Annotated in this window: 10 protein-coding genes; 8 read left to right on the top strand and 2 right to left on the bottom strand. The window is 57.2% G+C overall.

Going from position 1 to position 21,864, the window contains the following annotated elements:
• Positions 1-150: 150 nt before the first annotated feature.
• Entirely contained in the window at positions 151-360 is a 210-nt protein-coding gene (locus LZP96_RS18620) for a DUF1471 domain-containing protein (RefSeq protein ID WP_064327081.1), read from the top strand.
• A 91-nt stretch (positions 361-451) separates the two neighbouring features.
• On the opposite strand, the gene LZP96_RS18625 is transcribed toward LZP96_RS18620, so the two are convergent.
• Both LZP96_RS18625 and LZP96_RS18630 read right to left on the bottom strand, forming a co-directional pair.
• Positions 452-1,903 (bottom strand): amidase family protein, encoded by a 1,452-nt coding sequence (locus tag LZP96_RS18625; RefSeq protein ID WP_064327082.1) that lies wholly within the window; start codon positions 1,901-1,903, stop codon positions 452-454.
• A 116-nt stretch (positions 1,904-2,019) separates the two neighbouring features.
• Complete coding sequence (locus tag LZP96_RS18630) at positions 2,020-2,508, bottom strand: GNAT family N-acetyltransferase (protein ID WP_064328175.1); 489 nt, start codon at positions 2,506-2,508, stop codon at positions 2,020-2,022.
• A 94-nt stretch (positions 2,509-2,602) separates the two neighbouring features.
• Between LZP96_RS18630 and LZP96_RS18635 the strand changes: the two genes are divergently transcribed.
• The 7 genes from LZP96_RS18635 (at position 2,603) to LZP96_RS18665 (ending at position 21,817) form a co-directional block, all read left to right on the top strand.
• The gene (locus LZP96_RS18635; RefSeq protein ID WP_082904944.1) at positions 2,603-3,535 is read left to right on the top strand and encodes a LysR family transcriptional regulator; all 933 of its coding nucleotides are present in this window, start codon (positions 2,603-2,605) and stop codon (positions 3,533-3,535) included.
• 86 nt (positions 3,536-3,621) lie between these two features.
• Positions 3,622-4,476: a PA4780 family RIO1-like protein kinase gene (locus tag LZP96_RS18640; RefSeq protein WP_064327084.1), complete on the top strand. Its 855-nt coding sequence runs from the start codon at positions 3,622-3,624 to the stop codon at positions 4,474-4,476.
• Positions 4,477-4,652: 176 nt separating this feature from the next.
• Positions 4,653-5,009, top strand: a complete 357-nt coding sequence (locus LZP96_RS18645; RefSeq protein WP_064327085.1) for a KPN_00521 family repetitive protein — start codon at positions 4,653-4,655, stop codon at positions 5,007-5,009.
• A 774-nt stretch (positions 5,010-5,783) separates the two neighbouring features.
• Positions 5,784-16,964: a BapA/Bap/LapF family large adhesin gene (locus LZP96_RS18650; protein ID WP_064327086.1), complete on the top strand. Its 11,181-nt coding sequence runs from the start codon at positions 5,784-5,786 to the stop codon at positions 16,962-16,964.
• Positions 16,965-17,044: 80 nt separating this feature from the next.
• On the top strand, positions 17,045-18,448 hold the full coding sequence (locus tag LZP96_RS18655; RefSeq protein ID WP_064327087.1) for a TolC family outer membrane protein: 1,404 nt from the start codon (positions 17,045-17,047) through the stop codon (positions 18,446-18,448).
• A complete protein-coding gene (locus tag LZP96_RS18660; protein WP_064327088.1) occupies positions 18,445-20,637 on the top strand; it encodes a type I secretion system permease/ATPase in 2,193 nt (730 codons plus the stop codon). The genes LZP96_RS18655 and LZP96_RS18660 overlap by 4 nt, the downstream gene beginning before the upstream one ends.
• Positions 20,638-20,647: 10 nt before the next feature.
• A complete protein-coding gene (locus LZP96_RS18665) occupies positions 20,648-21,817 on the top strand; it encodes an HlyD family type I secretion periplasmic adaptor subunit (RefSeq protein ID WP_087892697.1) in 1,170 nt (389 codons plus the stop codon).
• The last annotated feature ends 47 nt before the right edge of the window (positions 21,818-21,864 follow it).

Consider the following 21,864-nt stretch of genomic DNA (forward strand, 5'->3'; position numbering starts at 1 on the left):
CTTGTCTCATCATGCCCGGGAAATATCCTTCAAATTATTTGATTTGCTTGAGCAATGAGATGGGATTTTCTCCATTCTTAAAGCGCCGTATCATTCATTCCATCGAGACAGAATCTGAAATAACATTGAATACACTCTGAGGAATTGACCATGAAAACCATCAAAACTTTTGTTGCAGTTGCACTTTTCGCCCTGTTCTCTTCCACCAGCTACGCGCAGATTGTAACGGCCACAGCCTCCACTCTTGACGCAGCGGAAGCCCAGATTGCGAGCCAGGCAAAAATGTCTGGTGCAGACTACACCATTACAGAAGCGTACAACGGTAACCAGGTCCACATGACGGCACGTTTAACGCACTAAGCCATTGAACATAATCAATAAGAAGGGCTGCCTGTTGGCAGCCCTTTTTCTTTTACGTACAGAGTAAATACAAGGCTGATTTTCCGCTCTGTCAGTCGCCCCACGCCGTAAAGGTCGGTAGCAGGCGTTTGCCGATCTCTTTCTCAATTGCTTTTGCTGCATATATAACCGCGTAATCGTCTCCCGGCGCGCCATATACCGTCACCCCAAAGGGCAGCCCGTCAGCATCTGCACCGGCGGGAATGGCAACGACCGGCACTCCCGCTTTGCCGGTGCATTTGGCCGCCACGGTCATAGGAGACATTAAAATATCCGCATTACCTGCTGCCAGCGCGGCAAGAACACCCCGGTGCAGGCTCAACGCCACATCCTGTCGGCGATCGTTAAGATACTGCGGGGAGCGAATCCCGGGTGCGCGCGCAGCCGCCTCGAGCAGAGACTGACCATAGGGGATCGCCTCCGGGTGTGAATGATTCCACGCAATAATGTCGCGCATGGAGGCCATACCGCACGGTTTGAGCCTGCCGAGGAAGGTATTAAGACTTTCATGGAATTCGGCGCGGAATACGCATGAGCGCACGGCGTGCAGTTCCTCAGCGGCTGGCATCTCACAGCGATCGACAATGATTGCCCCTGCCCGGGACAGCAAAGCCAGCAGATCGTTGAATTTCGCCTTATGATCGTCGTTGATCAGATTGTCGGCCATAAAGCGGCGGGGAATGCCAATGCGCAATCCTTGCAGCGCTTTTTTACTGCCCGTTTCAGCAGGAAAATGAGCCAGCGTCGCGGTGTCATTCATATCCGGCCCGGCTATGGCCTGGAAGATAAGCAGAGCATCATCAACCGTACGCGTTATCGGGCCGGGAGAATCCTGGCCTGGAACAAGCGGAATGAGCCCATAGCGACTCACCTGACCCACAGTAGGCTTAAAGCCGACAACAGAGGTGTAAACGGCGGGGGCCTGAATTGAATTTTGCGTTTCAGACCCTATCGCGAAAGCACAAAAACCCGCGGCAACGGCGGCAGCGGAACCAATGCTGGACCCCTGCCCCCGCCCATATTCTTGCCCTAACGGGTTTCGCACCACGCCCCCCGCGCCGCTGAACTCAGAAGGCATGGTGTCCGACACAAAATCAGCGAATTCCGTCAGGTTCGTTTTGCCCAGTAAGATTGCGCCAGCGTCGCGCAGGCGCGAAACCAGTGTTGCTTCATAGGGAGGAAGAAACTCAGCCAACGCGCTTGCGCCAGCAGAGGCAAAGCTGCCGTCTGTGGTAAAGACATTATCTTTGACCAGATAGGGAACACCATGAAGGGGGCCGCGTGAACGACCTGCGGCGAGTTCGGCATCGGCTTTTTTTGCTTCTTCACGCGCGTGCAGGGAAACGCTTCTGACGCAGTTAAGACCCTTCGCCCCCTCTTTATCCTGCTGGATGCGATCTAAATACCAGTCAGTCGCGGTAAGCGCCGACAGTGCTCCGGACGCAATGGCTTCGCCAATCGTACGGGCCGAGCCTGTGGTCAGAAGGACGGAGATATCTTTCATGTTCCGGGTTCCGTAATGCGTAAACTGAACCCTAAAATACGCGAAGCCTGTGCACCGACTTATACAAATTGGCGCATTTAACGCAGGATGAGTAACGTTATTTTCTGAGCGTCGCGTTAGCGTATGTCGTGTGTCGCAAACTTTTGCAGCGCCGGCCCGTCAAGGCGATAGCGAACCCACTCATTCAGGGGAAGCGCATTGATACTTGAATAAAAATCTTTGGCAGATTTATCCCACTCCAGGACGTTCCATTCAATCCGGTTGCAATTGCGGCTTACTGCGAGTTGCGCAATATAGTGAAGCATAATTTTACCAGCCCCCAGCCCCCGAAAGTCAGGCATGAAATAGAGGTCTTCCATATTCAGACTGGCGCGGCCTAACCATGTCGAGTAGCTCATGGATATCACAGAGTACCCAGCCATATTGCCATCGATTTCGCAGATATAAGCTTCTGCGGTTGTCTCGGGGGAGAACAGAGAAGAGCGAATGTCTTCCACATCCGGAATCGCGTCGTGTGGCGCTTCTCTGTAAACCGACAGTCCGTTGATCATGTTATAGATGGCATCGGCATCCTGCGGGCATGCCTGTCTGATCGTGACACTCATATACATCTGTTCCGCGCTGGCGTTTGTTTGTCGTAAGAATAAACGGTATTGTTGAGTGCATTAAGTGCAATAAAATCAATTACAGGTGAATTCTGTGCATCATGTTCTCAGACGTCTGGATCTCAATCTGCTGCCAATATTTGATGCCGTTTTCCGCCATCGTTCTGTCAAACTGGCGGCCGATGAGCTGTCGATGAGCACTTCCGCACTCAGCCATGCGCTCACGCGACTACGGGAGTTTCTGAAGGACCCCCTGTTTTACCGCGAAGGACATAAGATGTGCCCCAGCGTGTATGCTTTTCAACTGGCGCCTTATATTTCAGAGGCGCTGCATGCTCTTAACCTACATCTGAGCCCGGTGAAACCCTTTGATCCCCTGACAAGTCAGGAGTGCTTTCGTATTGCCGTCACGGATTACACCGCTTTCTGCGTGTTTCCCGGACTCATGAAAGCGATCCATATCGCTGCGCCGGAGATAAATTTTGAGCTTTGCCATTTACCCCATAATCCGGCACTGAATGAACTGCTGGCCGGTGAAGTCGACTTAGCCTTAAGTTTCAGCGAGCCTGACGAGGCTAAACATCCAGACCTGGATGAAATCGACCTGTTCCAGGACGAGTTCGTGGTGATAAGCAATAGCCGCCGTAAAACACTCTCGCTGGAGGAGTACCTTTCAGCTGGCCATCTGGTGGTCACCCCCTGGAATGAAAAAAAGGGATTACTGGATACCCATCTTGAACGCCTGGGCCTTGAAAGACGGATCGCGCTGAAAACACCGTCAATGCTCAGCTCGCCTTACGTCGTTGCCGAAAGTGAGTTACTGATGGCGATTCCGTCGTATGTTGCTGACCACCTTAATGAGGTCAAAGAGGTGAAGACCTTCAAACTGCCCTTCAGCGCCCCGCCGTTTACGGTCAAAATCTATTCGCATAAACGCAGTGGTAAAAAGAAATCTACAGACTGGCTTAAAGGCTATATTTTGAAAAGCATCAGTAAATCAGCCCTCGCCAGCAAAATTAGCGCCTGAGCCGCCCGGCGAAAAAGCCCCTCTTCAGAGATAATCGTTATGCGTTTAGGGATACGAAAAGCGCAAAAAATAAGGTATAAAGTCGCATGAAAATCCCAAACCGAATCCAACCGCTGGTTGATGATGGCCTGATCGACACTGTCCTTCAGCGACTGAAGAGCGGCAAAGAAGCTGACGTTTACACTGTCTTGTGTGGTGACAAGATCCAGTGCGCGAAAGTCTATAAAGAAGCGTCTCAGCGCAGCTTTAAGCAAGCCGTTCAGTATCAGGAAGGGCGTAAGGTTCGTAACTCCCGTCATAACCGTGCGATGCAGAAAGGGTCCAGATTTGGCCGTAAGCAGCAGGAAGAGTCCTGGCATACGGCTGAAGTGGATGCTTTGTTCCGTCTGGCCGGCGCCGGCGTCCGCGTTCCGCAACCTTATCTTTGCATTGACGGCGTGCTGCTGATGGAACTGGTCACCGACGCGGACGGAGCCGTCGCACCGCGCCTGAGTGACGTAACCTTGTCCGAAGAGAACGCACTGGCGGATTTCGAAACCATGATCCGCAATATCGTGCGCATGCTATGTGCCGGGATTGTACACGGTGACCTGTCGGAGTTTAACGTCCTGCTGGATGCTCAGGGCCCGGTGATTATTGATTTACCGCAGGCGGTTGATGCCGCAGCGAATAATCATGCGGAATCCATGTTTGAGCGTGATGTGAACAATATTACGGCCTACTACGGGCAGTTCGCGCCGCAGCTTTTGCAGACCCGCTATGCAAAAGAGATCTGGTTGCTGTATGAAGAAGGCAAGTTAACGCCAGAAACCCCGCTCACCGGTAAATTTGTCGAAGCCGCACACACTGTCGATATGGACTCCCTGATGGACGAAATTATCACGGCTGAAGATGAGCACTATGAGCGTTTGCGGGCGGCCAGAGAGCGTGACGAACAGTAATCTTCGCGAGTGGTTATTTCGGCACTTGAGCCTGCCTGCACAGCAGGCTTAATGCAACGCATCAGAACAGTCCTAACAAAGCCTTTGATCCAAATACAGTTTTTTCCTAAAGCCGTACCGCTTCGCTCGTGTCATCCTTAATCACGCTCACAACCTAAACGTTAGATGAGGATAATATGAAAAAAACAATTATTGCACTGTCTGCCATTCTGATGGCTTCTCCGGTACTTGCCGCGACCACACACGCTACTGACGATACCGTTGCCGCCGCGAAGGCAAATGCGAATGACGCGAAGCAAAAGCTGCATGAAGAGCAGAATAAGGGCAAAGAGCTGAAGCTTAAACAGGAGCACGCTGCGGAAGGGAAAAGCGACAGCGTAGGCAGCAAGGTCAGCGAGAACTCGCAAAAAGCCTGGCACAGTACCAAAGAAGGCACTGAGAAAGGGTGGGACGCCACAAAAGAAGGCGCAGAGAAAGGCTGGAATAAAACCAAATCCGGCGCCTCTGAGCTTGAGAAAAAAGTGACGGAATAAGCCTGCTTATTCTTTAAAAAAAAGCCGCGCATGCGGCTTTTTTTATGTCTGGTGTCAGAAAATATATTCTTGATTCAACCTTTAAAATCATACTTATTTCGCATCGTGCCACTGAAAGAAAATCGTTATTTTTATCCTGGCAGGCAAGATAACCAGGCCTTTTATTTCCGCTAGCAGAGCATGGAGCGAATGCCAGAATCTTTTCTAATATTGGTTGCAAACATAATATATCATAGATGAATCAATTCACCGTTACTTAACTTAAACTTAAGCAGTGTTAAACCAATCCACCCTCCGTATTTTTATTTCATAAATAAACCAAAACTCTTTTCTTTACCCTCCCAGCCCGCGATGGACAAGGCCTACACGCATCACACCAGACGCCACGGGGCTTTGCATGAACAAGCAATTGTTAATTCTCGGCTTTAATTAACGAGGGTGAATAATAAACCCCTAATGTTAATTGCCGCTTAATTTGCATATTTCTTTATTCATAGCTATATCATTTTCATACCTGAGTTAATTAATATCTCTATAAATCACAGGGTTTTAACTACACAAAAAAACGCAAACATTGATTATTCACATTCAACCATTCGATTAGCCCAGATGTTGCCGCTCTGAAAGCTGGCGGATATTGGTCGCGCTAAAAAAAAGTAACGGTGAGGGCTTAAATAAACTACCCCCTCTGCCGGGGGCGCACTTTACCCACAGAAATGAGATGGCTCCGTCTTGCAGACCTTTTAAAACAACTTCTGCTGGAGTAATAACAATATGAGCCAAATCTCTGTCATCTCGAAACTGACTGGCGTGGAAACCACCACGGAGGGCACGCAGGTTACCCTGAGCCATTCCTCTATCGTTAAGCTTCACGTGGAACGAGCCGACATTTCGCAGTATGCCCGCAACGGCAACGATCTGATCGTTACCCTGAATTCAGGCGAAGTGATTACGCTTAAAAACTTCTATGTGGGCGATGCGCAGGGCGCCAGCCAACTGGTCCTCGAAGAGAGCAACGGAGCACTGTGGTGGATTGAAGATCCCGCTGCCGTTGAACAGTATGAATCTATCGCATCGACGGATGCCTTGCTGGCCTCCTCTGGATCTGATGCCGGCGGGGCAGCTATATGGCCATGGGCCCTGGGCGGGCTTGCCGTTGCAGGCGGGATAGCCGTTGCAGCCAGCGGCGGTGGTGGTGGTGGCGGGGATGACGATGATGACGCCACGCCCGGTAATCCAGGAAACCCCGGTAATCCTGGCGATCCCGATACCACTGCGCCAGGCGCCCCCTCAAATCTACAGTTTTCGTCAAATGGCAGCACCGTAACGGGTACGGCTGAACCCGGCAGTACCATCACGCTCAAAGATGCTAACGGCAATCTTGTCGGAACAGGCCAAACCGGCAGCGACGGCAAATTTACCATTGAGCTGGGGACGCCGCTGACCAACGGCGAGCCGATCACCGCGACGGCAACTGACCCTGCAGGCAATGTCAGCCAGGAAGTCATCGTCACCGCGCCCGATCTCACGGTGCCGGACGCGCCGGATATTGTTATCGTGAATGATGATGTCGGCGCCGAGACCGGTCCTCTTTCCGACGGTCAGCGTACGGACGATGCGCGCCCTACCCTCAGCGGCATCGGCGAAGCCGGCTCTACCATCACCGTCTATGACAACGGCACGCAGATTGGCACAACCACCGTCGACGCTGGCGGTAACTGGAGTTTTACGCCGTCAAACGATCTGAGCAACGGTAATCACACCCTTACCACCACGGCCACGGACGCCGCCGGCAACACCAGCGCACCGTCTGCCGCCGTGAACTTCATCGTGGATACGATTGCCCCAGCGGCGCCGGCAATTACCGGTGTCACCGATGCTGTTGCCCCTGTGACAGGGGCCATCAGCAATGGCGGCAGCACCAACGATCAGCGTCCGCAACTTACCGGTACGGCCGAAGCGGGTTCGACCGTCACTCTTTACGATAACGGTATTGCCATCGGCACCGTGACGGCAGATGCCAACGGCAGCTGGAGCCTCGCCCCGGCAACCAATCTGAGTGAAGGGAACCATCAGCTGACCGTTATCGCCACTGATGTCGCGGGTAACGCCAGCGTGGCCTCCCCTGTCTTTACGGTGGTGATTGATATCACCGCGCCAGCCACACCGAGTGCCTTTATCGTCAACGATGAAACCGGGTCAATTCGCGGCGTCATTTCTGCCGGACAAACTACCGACGCCAGCCAGCCGCGTTTAACCGGCCAGGGCGATCCGGGCAGCACCATTATTATTTATGACAAAGAGGTGGAAGTCGGCAGAGTGATTGTCGCGGAAGATGGAACCTGGAGCGTCTCGCCTGGCAGCCCATTAACGGATGGGGCACACTCTATTACCGTGCGTGAAATTGATGCCGCGGGCAACCAGAGCGGCATCTCGCAGCCCATTAACTTTGTTGTCGATACCCTTGCCCCCGCACAGCCGGTCATTACGCTGAACCCTGCTGGTACGCAGGTAACGGGTACTGCAGAACCCAACAGCACCATTACCATCACCAACGGAAGCGGTGCGCCTGTTGGTACTGGCACAGCCGACGGTAACGGCAATTTCACCATAGATTTAACCCAGCCGCAGACTAATGGTCAGACGGTCTCCGTTGTTGCGACAGACGCCGCCGGTAACGCCAGCACTCCGGCCACCGCGACGGCGCCAGATATTACCGCGCCGAATCCTCCCACCAATCTTACTGTCTCGGCTGATGGGGCAAGCGTCAGCGGTAACGCTGAGCCGAACAGCACCGTTACCGTGAAGGCACCCAATGGCGATGTGATTGGAGAGGCAAAGGCAGATGCAAACGGGGCCTTTACGGTGCCCATCGCGCCGCCACAAACCAACGCTGAAGTCTTGCAGGTTGTGGCCACCGATGCCGCCAGTAACACCGGGCAGCCGGGCCTGGCGGATGCGCCAGACACCACCGACCCGTTAGCGCCGGGGAATCTGAACGTCTCTGAAGATGGAACCACGGTCACCGGTACTGCCGAACCGGGCAGCACGGTAAGCATCAAAGGCCCGGATGGCGTTGAAATTGGCTCTGGCCTTGTTGACGATCAGGGTAATTTCACCATTCCTGTTTCACCGGCACAGCTGAACGGTGAAACGCTGACCGCAGATGCCACGGACAAAGCGCAAAATACCGGACCAACGGCCTCGGTCGACGCGCCTGACGCCACCCCTGCACAAACGCCGGTTATCACCGCCGTCGAGGATAATGTTCAGAACACGGTCGGCCCAATCGCGAACAACGGCACCACCAATGACGGTACGCCAACGCTGACGGGCACGGGCGAAGCCGGCACACGCGTCTTTATTTTCGATGGTAGCGCGCAAATCGGCACGCTGATTGTCCCGGATTCGGGGGTCTGGACCTTTACGCCGTCAGCGAATTTGCCTGCCGGGGGGCACGTCTTCACCGCCACCGCCATTGATGAAGCGGGCAATCCAAGCGGCACCTCGAATAGCTGGAGCGTCACTATCGACTTGACCGCGCCTGCCGCGCCGGTGATCGGTCAGGTCGTGGATGATGTAGAGGGCACGACCGGCGTGCTGGCCCCGAACGCCATCACGAACGACAACCGCCCTACGCTTAATGGATCCGGGGAACCGGGTGCAACCATCAGTATTCTGTTGGATGGCAACCAAATCGGTACGACGGTGGTTAGCCCGGAAGGCGCATGGACCTTCACCCCAACGCTGGTGATTCCTGACGGTTCCCACACGCTGACCGCAACAGCGACCGATAATGCCGGCAACGTCGGCCAGCCATCAGGTGGCTTTGCCTTCACCGTTGATACCTCCATACCGGCCCTTCCCACCATTGGCTCCGTCACCGATAACGCCGGTGATGTTACGGGCCCGGTGACCAGCGGTTCTCCAACGGATGAAACGCTGCCGTTGCTCCAGGGCACCGTCCCTGAAGGAACCACCGTTACCGTTTACGATGGCGCCACCCTGCTGGGAACGGCAACGCTTGACGGCAACGGCGGCTGGAGCTTTACGCCGACCACTCCGCTGACCAACGGCACCCACGTCCTCACCGTGGTCGCCACCAATGAAGCCGGGACCTCGTCGACGTCACTGCCGTTTAACCTGGTGGTCGATACCCTTGCGCCCGCCACGCCGGACGCGCCGGACGTCACCGTTAATCCGGACAACGATCCAACCGGCACCCCACTGAATCCAGGCGAGCCTACTCGTGACACCACGCCAGTGCTGAGCGGAACAGGCACCCCTGGCGATACCGTGGCTATCTATATCGACGGGGTAAAACAGCCCGACGAAGTGACTGTCGACGGTAACGGCGAGTGGACCTGGACGCCGGTTCCGCCGCTGACCAACGGCAGTTATGACATCTCTTTAACCGTCACCAATAAAGACGGCGCGGGTAACGAAAGCGCACCGTCCCAGCCGGTGACGGTCGTGATCGATACCGTCGCCCCGGATACGCCATCTACGCCAGTCGTCACCGATAACGTCACCCAAATCACCGGTCCGGTGGCCGAAGGCGGCGCCACTAACGATGGACGCCCTGTCCTGAGCGGAACCGGAACCGCCAACGACGTCATCATTATTTATGACAGTCTGAATGGGGGAACCACACAACAGGAAGTGGGACGCGTCACGGTTGGCGCGGATGGCAACTGGAGCTGGAGACCAGATACTGGGCTCGATCAAGGCCCGCATCAATTTACGACCACCGCCACGGATGAAGCCGGGAACGTGTCGGCCCCTTCCGTGCCGATCAACATTACGGTGGATACCGTCGCCCCAGTCACGCCTGTCATTAGCGCCGTCGGTGGCGAAGAGACCGGTGGCGTCACAGGCGACAACACCCCCACCATTGGAGGCACAGGCACCACAGGTGATACGGTCATTATTTATAATAATGGCGTGGAAGTCGTGCGGGTTCCTGTCGTCAATGGCGAGTGGTCCTACACCCCGGGCACAACATTTGCGGACGGCCCGCTGAATATCACCGTGGCTGCCGTTGACCAGGCAGGCAACCTGAGCCCGCTCAGCCCGGCCTTTACGGTCACCGTTGATACGCTGCCGCCAACGGTGCCGCAGGTGGATAGCATATCTGACAGCACCCTGAGCAATGGCGTGCTTTACACCAATGACAATACCCCAGTCCTGACGGGCAAGGGCGAGGCGGGCGCCACAATTATCGTCACCGTGGATGGCGTAGCGTCTACCGTTCCGGTTACGGTGCAACCGGATGGCAGCTGGACCTGGACGCCGGATGTGGTGCTTTCGGATGCGGCACACACCATAGTCGTCACGTCAACCGACCCGGCGGGCAATACGTCGGGCAGTTCTACCGTTGCGGTGACCGTGGATACGGGCACTCCTGACGCGCCTGCGAATATGGTTCTGGCCGTCGAGGGTACGCCGCTGACCGGGACCGCGGAAGCGGGAACAATTATTACCGTACGGGACGCCAACAACAATATTATTGGCACCGGCGTGGCCACGGGCGGAAACTTCTCCATTGCGCTCAGTCCGGCGCAGCTTATTGCAGGCCAACTGACCGTCACCGCCACCGATGCGGCGGGCAACGAAAGTCTTCCCGCGCCGTATGACGTCGTCACAGGGCCCGATAATCTGCCGGATGTGCCGGTTATCACGACGCTTATCGATAATGTCGGTGATGTCATTGGCGACGTTAACGGCAAAACCTCTGACGACCCCACGCCAACGATTAATGGCACCGCGGAAGCAGGGTCGACAATTACGATTTACCTGGACGGTAGCCTGACGCCACTGACGACGGTAATTGCCGACGCGATAACGGGTGCGTGGAGTTATACCCTGACCGGCGATCTGGCGGAAGGCCCACACACCTTCGAGGCCACCGCCACGCTGGACGGTTTGACCAGCGGGCGCTCTCCGGCCGCGTCCGTGACCATCGACCTGACCGTTCCTGATACGCCGCAAATTGGCTCCGTGACGGATGACGTCGGCCCGGGCACGGGTCCCCTGACCAGCGGCCAGGCGACTAACGACGATCGTCCAACCCTGGGCGGCAGCGCAACGGCTGGCGATACCATTACCATTTACGATAATGGAACGCCGATCGGCAGCGCGCTGGTCGGCTCTACCGGGACCTGGAGCTTTACGCCTCCTGGCCCACTCAGCAATGGCCCTCACGCGCTGACCATTACCGCGACAGACCCTGCGGGCAATGTCAGTGGCGCATCGCCGGCATTTAACGTGGTGGTCGATAACATCTCCACTACGCCTGTGATCGGCAGTGCAACGGATAACGCGGGTACGGTGACCGGTCCTGTCCTTACCGGCGGCACAACGGACGACACCACGCCTACGCTTTCCGGTACCGCGGAAGCCAACAGCAACGTGGCGATTTTTGAAGGCAGTACGCAGGTGGGTACCGCCATCGCTGACGCAAGCGGTAACTGGACGTTCACGCCGTTGACCGCACTGAGCGAAGGTCCGCATACCTTTAACGTAATCGCCACCGACCCGCTGGGAAATGTCAGTGCCAGCTCTAACACCTATACCGTGATTGTTGACCTTACCCCGCCAGCCGTACCGTCGATCACATCGGTCAACGATAACGTACCGGGCGGCGCAACGGGTGACCTGACCTCGGGCCAGGTCACCAACGATCCGACACCCACGATCACCGGTGCCGGCGTGGCTGGCAGCACCGTGCATATCCTTAACAACGGCGTCGAAATCGATACCGTGCTTGTTGATGGCAACGGCGTGTGGACCTACACCCCTTCGGCGCTGACGGACGGCACTTACAATATTCGCGTCAATGCCACCGATGCCGCAGGCAACGTCTCGGCGAACTCGCCTCTCTTCTCCTTTACGGTCGATACCGCCGCGCCAACGGCTCCGGCTATCACCACCGTACTGGATGATGTCGGGCCCGTCACCGGGGCTCTGACGTCTGGCGGCACCACCAACGACAGCCGCCCAACCTTTAACGGCACAGGCGAAATCGGGGCTACCATCACGGTTCTTAGCGACGGACAGCCGCTGGGTACCGCCGTGGTGAATGCCCAGGGTAACTGGACCTTCACCCCCACCGATCCACTGCCGGAGGGGCCGCATACCCTGACGTTTAGCGCCACCGATGCCGCAGGGAATGTCAGCCCAACGGCAACCACCTTTGACCTGACCGTAGACACCCTCGCGCCACCAGCGCCAGCGATTGTCAACGCGACGGACAATGTCGGCACGCAGTTGACCCCGGTCACCTCGGGACAATCCACCGACGACACCACCCCAACGCTGAACGGCACCGCGGCGGCGAACGCGACCATCACCCTTTATGAAAATGGATCGCCGGTGGGTACCGCCGTCGCAGATATTAACGGTAACTGGAGCTTCACGCCGCCTGCTCTCAGCAACGGCAGCCATAGCTGGACGGCAACGGCCACCGATGCGGCAGGCAACGTGAGTCCGGCATCCCCTGCCTTTACGGTGATCGTAGATAACATCGCGCCATTGCCACCGGTGATAGTGCAGGCTGTCGACAATGAAGGCAGCGTAACCGGGCCACTGAGCAGCGGTCAGACAACGGACGACAGGCTGCCCCGCTTCACCGGCACCAGCGAGCCGAACGCCACCGTACGCATCTTTGAAGGCGCCACCCAGGTGGGTATCGCCACGGCGGACGGTTCCGGCAACTGGGACGTTACGCTAACCCAACTCCTCGACACCGGTCCGCATACCTTCTACGCTCAGGCGACAGATGCCGCAGGCAATGTCAGCGCATCATCGCCCACCTTTACCCTGACGATTGACATTACGCCTCCGACGGTTCCGGTTCTGCTGGCCGTTACGGACGATGTCGGGGGAACGGTGGCACTGACCAATGGTCAACTGACCAACGATGCCCTGCCAACGCTGAACGGCACCGCCGAAATCGGCTCGACGGTTAAAATCTTCGACAACGGCGTGCAGATTGGCAGCGTCGTCGCCACGAACGGGACCTGGAGTTTTACCCCTACCACCGCCCTGGCCGATGGCCCGCACTCGCTGACGCTGACCGCGACCGATCCGACAGGCAACGTCAGTACGCCGACGACAGGCTTCAACATTACCGTTGATGCCACCGCCCCTAACGCGCCGGTCATTTCCAGCGTGGTGGATGATGTGGGCACCGTCACCGGTGCCGTCACGGGCGGTAACCCCACTAACGACACCCGCCCAACGCTGAACGGCACCGCCGAACCCAACGCCACCATCAATATTTATGATGGCAACGTGCTGGTCGGCACCGTCACTGCGGACGGCAGCGGCAACTGGACCTTGCCGCAAACCACGACCACGCTGACGGAAGGCCAGCATAACTTCACCGCCACGGCCACCGATGCGGCGGGTAACGTAAGCGCCCCATCGTCCATCACCTCCATCACCGTGGATACCACCGCGCCGTTGGTGCCAACTAACCTGGCCGTGATCACCAACGGGACGCACGTGACGGGTAGCGCCGAAGCGGGCAGTACCGTCACCATCACCACCAGCACGGGAACCGTATTGGGTACCGCTACGGCCGACGGCACGGGCAGCTTTAACGTCACTATCTCACCGGCGCAAACCAACAATGAAACATTGCTGGCCTTTGCAACCGATAAGGCCGGGAATGCGGGACTGACGTCCAGCGTCGTCGCGCCGATTACCGCCCTGCCTAACGCGCCGGTGATCGCCACCATTAACGATAATGTGGGCACCGTTCTGGGGAATGTGACCAACGGTAAGAGCACCGATGATACGACCCCAACCCTGAGCGGTACGGCGCAGCCGAACTCCACGGTTACGCTGTATAACAACGGCGTGGCGATGGGTACCGTTACGGCGGACGGCACAGGGAACTGGACCTTCACCACGCCGGTGTTAAGCGAAGGGTCGCATGCCTTCACCGCTTCTGCGGCAAATGGCACCGGCAGCGGGCCGGTCTCCATGCCAACCACCGTCATTGTCGATACCGTGGCGCCCGTTGCGCCTAACGGGACCTTCAATGCCGATGGCAGCGTCCTGACCGGTACCGCTGAGGCAGGCAGCACCGTCACCATTTCCCTGGGGAATAACACGACCGTTACCACCATCGCAAACAGTAACGGGACTTACAGTTACACCTTCCAGAATAAACAAACGGAAGGCCAGACACTGCAAATCACCGCGACCGATGCCGCAGGGAATACCTCACTGCCTGGCTCAGTACTTGCGCCAGTGGTGCCGTTGTCCGCCAGCAATAACCTTGAAGAGCTGGCTCTGACCACCACGGCGACGGTCACTAACGCTCAGTACAGCGATTACGGGTTCCTGCTGGTGGGTGCCGTCGGCAATGTGCTGACGCTACTGGGTAATGACACCGCGCAGGTCGGCTTTACGGTGGGTAGCGGCGGCAGCGCGGATATCTCGGTCAATGCCAACGCGACCGGTGCGGTTCTTTCGCTGCTGAATACCCTGGAACTGGTGGTGCAACGCTGGGATGCCGTCAATAACACCTGGACCACCGTGGTCGATACCGGGCAGCCGCAGTTTGCTGACCTGTTGACCCTGGGGGCAACCGGCGTGTCTCTGAACCTGAACGGGCTTGCCAACGGTCAGTACCGCGTCCTGAGCTATAACACCAATCTGCTGGCGACCGGGTCCTATACCAGCGTTGATGTGGATGTGAAAGAGACCAGCGCGGGAACCGTCACCGGCACCACCAGCCAGGCGGGGAACGTTATCCTTGATAGCGATCAGACAGCGGGTAGCGACAACGCGCCGGCAGGTACCACCGTCACGGCGGTCACCAACGCACAAGGTCAGACGGTAAACGTGACCGCAGACGGAACGGTCATTCAGGGGCTGTATGGCACCCTGACCATGAACCTCAACGGCACTTATACCTACAACCTGACCAACACCAGCGCAGCGGTCATTGGGCGCACGGAAAGCTTCACCTATACCATTGGCCATAACGGGGCCACCGCCTCCGCTAACCTGGTCATTTCTCTGGGTGAAAATACCACCACCAATAACCTGGTGGCAGTCGATGACACAGGATCTCTGACCTTTGATACCACCGTAAGCGCCATCAATAACGGGACCTCCTCGCAGGGTGGCTTCACCGTTGTCGGGATCAACCTGGGCAGTACGCTGGGGCTGAACCTGCTGGACGATCTGAGCAACCCTATCGTCTACAACGTGCAGGAAGGCACCACCCGAACCATGACAATTCAGGCCTCGGTGGGCGGTGTCGCGCTGGCATCGGTCTTCGACCTGTACGTCTATAAGTTCAACGAAGCCACGCAAACCTTCGAGCAGATGCGCGTCGTCTCTAACTGGCTGCGTGCCCCGCTGCTTGGCGGTACCTCGGCGGCACTGACGCTTAACCTGCCTGCGGGCGAATATCTGTTCCTGTTGAACACGGCTGCAGGTATCACCGCCCTCACCGCCTATACCCTCAACGTGCTGGAGGATCATGTTTACAGCGTCGCCAGCGTGGGGGCGAGCACCACCGGGGACGTGCTGGCGGATGATATTGCACCATCAGGCACGCTGGTTACCGAGGTCAACGGCGTCGCGGTTAATGGGACTGGCGTTACGACGATTCAGGGAGAATACGGTACGCTGACCATCAATGCGCAGGGTGGATATACCTATACCCTGAAGAGCGGTATTGGCGTCGATAGCATCAGCACACCGGATACCTTCGTCTATACCATAACGGCACCAAATGGCGCGAAAGATACCGCTTCACTGAACATTACGCCGACCGCCAGAGCAATGGATGCGGTAAACGATATCAGCGCCGTGATGGATGTCACCTCCGTTCACCACACGTCGGCCTACTCCGATACTACCGTCGGCACCGCCAGCTGGTCGGCGGCGCTGCTGGCACCGACAAGCGGTAACGGTAGCGGGACCTTTGTCGTGGATCCTAACACCGCCCTGCATGACGTGGTGCTGCACTTTAACGTGGCGTCACTGTTGACGCTGGGCGGTCTGACGGTGAACTGGACGCTGTCGCAGGGGGGCACCACGGTACGTTCTGGCTCCTTTGGCGGCGGCCTGCTGTTGGGCGGTACTGCGAACATCAGTCTGACCGGTCTTGATCTTAACGCGGGAACCTACACGCTGAGCTATACCGGCAGCATGCCTGCACTGGGTCTGGGTAACGTGACCATCACCCCGAGCGTGACAGGGACGAGCTACTCTCTGACCCAGTTCGACGCCACCAGCGGCCATACCGTCAACGGCAATATCTTTGACGGCACCGATTCCGCAGGGGCGATGGATCAGCTGCACTCCGTAGACACTCGTCTGAGCATCACCGGCTATACGGGGATCACCACCACGCTTGACCCGTACACCACCAGCGCCGCGACGGTGAATGTTCAGGGCCATTACGGCACGCTCTCCATTGGCGCAGACGGACATTATACCTATGCGCTGAATGCGGGTGTCTCACTCTCAAGCATCACATCGAAAGAGGTCTTTAACTACACGCTAACCGATCCAACGGGCAAAACTGATAACGCCTCGCTGACCATCAACATGGCACCGCAGTTCATCAGCTCCGAGCATAACGACGTCATCACTGGCACCGCGTATGCCGACACGCTGATTTACCAGGTGCTGAACAATACGGCCGGGAACGCCACGGCGGGCAACAGTACCGGGGATCACTGGACCAACTTCTCATTGGCCCAGGGCGATAAAATCGACATCGGCGATCTGCTGGTTGGCTGGAACGGAAGCGCCTCAACGCTTGGGAACTATGTCCATGTTAATCAGAGCGGTAGCAATACTGTGATCTCCATCGACCGTGATGGCGCAGGGAGTGCCTACACTAATACTGCGCTTGTCACTCTGGATAACGTTCAGACGACCTACGACGAACTGGTTAACCAGAACCACATTATTACCTGATAGCACGTGCACCAAATGACCCGGGCGTTTATCGCCCGGGCATAAACAATAAAGCAGTACGTTTTTAATAGGGATATGACATGGGAAAGAAGATGCCTTACTGGTGGCTTTCGTGCTGCCTGATATCTGTGCCCGTTCTCGCGGCGAATCCTGCTTCCGTCATAAACACCGGACAGCTCAGTGAAACCCAGGAACTCCCCTCGCTTAACGGTCGCGTGGCCCCTAACGCCAGCAAAGCGGCCCCCGGTACGCTGCAACTCGGCGAAGCGGTGAATCGGGCCGTCACCTGGCATCCTGCCATTAGCGAAGCCGTAGGCAAACTTTACGAACAAACCGAGCAGGTCGACGTCGCCAAATCCAAATATTACCCCCAGATCAACGCCGGCATGGATAATGGCTATACGCGTAACGGCGGAGACGATGGCTTTACGCCATCGCTGGTGCTGTCGCTGTCACAAATGCTGTATGACTTCGGCAAAGTGGCAAGTCAGGTCCGCGCTGAAAGCGCAGGGGTGGCCCAGCAGCAGGCCAATGTGCTGGTCAGCATTGATACCATCGCCCACGATACGGCTGTCGCCATGGTGCAGGTGCAAACCTGGCAACAACTGGTGGATACCGCCAAAGAACAGCTCGATGCCCTCTCGCAAATCGGCAGCCTCACCCGCCAGCGTAACGATGAAGGCGCGACTTCCTTATCAGACGTGGTCCAGACCGATGCGCGTATCGAAGGCGCACGCGCCCAGCTTATGCAGTACCAGGCCAGCCTGGACAGCGCCCGCGCCACGTTAATGAGCTTTCTTGGCTGGAATAACCTCAATAGCGTCAGTAACGACTTCCCGGAAAGCCTGAATCGCAGCTGTGATATCGCCGAGCCAGACGATCGGCTGGTGCCTGCCGTGCTCTCCGCATGGGCACAGGCCAACGTGGCGCAGGCCAACCTCGATTATGCCAATGCGCAAATGACGCCTACCGTCTCGCTCGAACCGGAAGTGCGCCACTATTTAAACGACAAATATGCCGGTCATGATTCGCTGGACCGCACGCAATATTCCGCGTGGGTTAAAGTGCAGATGCCTTTATACCAGGGGGGAGGTCTTACCGCCCGGCGCAACGCTGCCGGACACGCGGTCGAAGCGGCGCAATCCACCATACAACGTACCCGCCTCGACGTTCGGCAAAAACTGCTGGAAGCCCGCAGCCAGATCCTGAGCCTGATGAGCACCCTGCAAATCCAGGCGCGCCAGGAATCCCTGAGCGCCCGCACGCGTGAGCTTTATCAGCAACAGTATCTCGATCTGGGCACGCGCCCGCTGCTCGACGTGCTCAATGCTGAACAGGAGGTTTATCAGGCCCGCTTCACCCAGCAGCAGACCGCAGGACAGCTGCATCAACTCCAGCTCAACTGCCTTTACAACACCGGCCGGTTGCGTCATTCGTTCGATCTTGAAAATCGCACCATCCAGACTGTGGAGATCCAGCCATGAAGCGAACCGATATTCCGCAGGGCGAACCGATCGCCGATGATGAACTGGAACACTGGGCGCAGGCCTTTGGTTACGTAGCCAGCCGCTACCGCGTCTCATGCTCGCCCGGCGCGTTAATTGCCGGTGCGCCATGGCTTAAAGGCAAAGCGATGGTGCCCGCCCTCACCCAACTGGCGCGTGAAGCCGGGCTCTCTTTTCAGTTATTGACCGCCGATCAGCACGCCATTAACAGCTGGCGTCTGCCGGTGGTCGTGGCCCTGAGCGACGGTAAAGTCGGCGTCATCGAGCACTTTGACGGTGAAGATACGCTGGAGATCTGTTTTTTTGACAGCCACGTGCACACCAACCGCGTGTCGATGAGTGCCCTGCTGCCTGATATCCGGCACGTGGTGGCGCTGCGACCGCTGGCGGCATTGAAGGACAGCCGCGTAGATGCGTATATCTCAAAATACCGTCCGGACTGGCTTTACCGGCTGGTGATGCGCGATCTGCGTCCCTATAGCTGGGTCATGCTGGCCGCGCTATTTATCAACCTGCTTTCGCTTGCCGGGATCATTTTCTCAATGCAGGTCTACGACCGGGTGATCCCTGCTCAGTCCTACCCCACGCTCTATGTCCTCACCATAGGCGTGCTGATCGCCACGCTGTTCGGTTTTGTACTGCGCGTGGCGCGTGGGCATATTATGGACCTGCTGGGAAAACGCTCCGATCTGCGCGTTTCCGATCGGGTCTTCGGCCACGCGCTGCGCCTGCGTCATAGCGCAATCCCCCGCTCCACCGGCAGCTTTATTTCGCAGTTGCGAGAACTGGAGCAGATCCGCGAGATGGTGACCTCCTCGACCATTTCCACCATCGTCGATCTGCCGTTCTTTTTACTCTTCGTGGTGGTGCTTGCCATCATTGCCCCGCAGCTGGCGTGGATTGCGCCCGTCGCGGCGGTACTGATGGTGTTGCCCGGTTTACTGCTGCAAAAGAAACTCGCCGCGCTGGCAAAACAGTCGGCCCATGAGTCAACGCTGCGTAACGCCATCCTGGTGGAAAGCGTACAAGGGCTGGAAGATATCAAGCTGATGCAGGCGGAAAATCGCTTTTTGCAGCAATGGAACAGCTATATCCAGATCACCGCCGAATCGGGGCTGAAGACCCGCGAACTGACGCAAAACCTGATCAGCTGGGGCATCACTATCCAGAGCCTGGTCTACGCAGGCGTGATCGTCGTCGGTGCGCCCATGGTGATTGAAGGCACGCTGACCACCGGTTCCGTGGTGGCCGCCTCAATGCTGGCCTCGCGCATGATTGCCCCGATGGCCACGCTCTGCGGCGTGCTGGCGCGCTGGCAGCAGGTCAAAGCGGCGAAAGAGGGTCTGGACAGCATTATGCAGTTACCCACGGAGAACCAGCGGGAAGAGACGCCGATCCGTCAGGACGTGCTGCGTGGGCATTATCTTTTCGATCAGGCTCAGTTCCGTTATCACCCGGAAGATCCCCGCATGGCGCTGCGCATTAATCGTCTGGAGATTAAACCAGGCGAGAGAGTGGCGATCCTCGGGCGTAACGGTGCCGGCAAATCGACGCTGTTACAGGCGATGGCAGGCGGGATGGACGTTGCCAGCGGCGAACTGAGGCTGGACGATCTCAGTTTGCCCCACCTTGACGTGGCGGATCTGCGCCGCAATGTCGGCCTGATGACCCAGAACGCGCGGCTGTTTTACGGAACGTTGCGCGAAAACATCACCCTTGGCATGCCGCGCGCCACCGACGAAGAGATCTTCGCCGTGCTGGAGATGTGCGGTGCGGCCAGTTTTGTGCAGAAGCTGCCGAAAGGGCTCGACTATCCCATCATGGAAAACGGTGTCGGGCTGTCCGGCGGGCAGCGGCAGTCCATCCTGCTGGCCCGCATGTTCCTGCGCGACCCCAATATCGTTTTACTCGATGAACCCACCGCCTCGCTGGATGAGCACACCGAACGCGAGTTTATCCAGCGCCTTGGCGAATGGCTGGGCAATCGCACGCTGGTGGTCGCCACCCACCGCGTGCCCGTCCTGGAGCTGGTAGAACGCGTGGTCGTGCTGAAAGAGGGCATGCTGGTCATGGACGCGCCTAAAGCGCAGGCGCTAAACAACAGCCGTATGCAACAGCAACAGCAGGCAACCGGACGGGAGTGGAAAAATGAAAATCAGTCAGCGTGACGTCGCCGCAATGGACGATCTGGATAATGCGCTTGATTCGGAAAGCGGCTATACCGGCGCGCGAAACATTGTCATTTTTACGCTTTTGCTGTTTATCGTGGCCGGCGTCTGGGCGTGGTATGGCATTCTGGACGAGGTCTCCACCGGCACGGGCAAAGTAATTCCGAGCTCACGCGAGCAGGTTTTACAGTCACTCGACGGCGGTATACTGGCGGAGCTGAACGTCCGCGAAGGGGCACAGGTTCAGGCAGGTCAGGTGCTGGCGCGCCTCGACCCTACCCGTTCGGAGTCCAACGTGGGCGAAAGCGCAGCTCGCTATCGCGCCTCGCTCGCCTCCAGTATTCGCCTGACGGCGGAAGTAAACGACCAGCCGCTGAAGTTCCCCCCCTCTCTGCAAAAGTGGCCGGATCTGATTGCCGCCGAAACCCGGCTTTATACCTCGCGTCGGGCACAGCTTGAAGATACCCAAAGAGAGTTAAAAACGGCGCTGGCGCTGGCGAACAAAGAGCTGGCGATCACGCAACGGCTGATTAAAACCGGCGCGGCAAGCCATGTTGAAGAGCTGCGTCTACAGCGTCAGAAAAGCGATCTCGAACTGAAACTCACCGACGTGCGTTCACAATATTATGTGCAGGCGCGCGAGGCGCTGTCGAAGGCGAACGCCGACGTCGATATGGTGAGCGCCGTTCTGAAAGGCCGGGAAGATTCCGTTACGCGGCTGACGGTACGGTCCCCCGTTCGTGGGATCGTGAAGAATATCAAAGTCACCACCATTGGCGGCGTCATCCCTCCCAACGGCGAACTGATGGAGATCGTGCCGGTAGACGATCATTTGCTGATCGAGACCCGCCTGTCACCGCGTGACATTGCCTTTATCCATCCTAATCAGAAAGCGCTGGTGAAGATCACCGCTTACGATTACGCCATTTACGGCGGTTTGCATGGCATCGTCGAGACGATCTCGCCGGATACCATTCAGGATGAAGCCAAGCCGGAAGTGTTCTATTACCGCGTCTTTATTCGGACCAGCCAGGATTACCTGGTGAATAAAGCCGGGCGCCATTTTTCAATCGTCCCGGGGATGATCGCCACGGTCGATATCAAAACCGGCGAGAAATCGGTGATGGATTATCTGATTAAGCCGTTTAATCGGGCCAAGGAGGCGCTGAGGGAGCGATAAGCAGCGTGACGCTCAGGTAAGGCGCATGACGGGCTGGCAGCCGTCAT

The sequence above is a fragment of the Huaxiibacter chinensis genome (assembly GCF_022171985.1).
Classification (GTDB): Bacteria; Pseudomonadota; Gammaproteobacteria; order Enterobacterales; family Enterobacteriaceae; genus Enterobacter; species Enterobacter chinensis_A.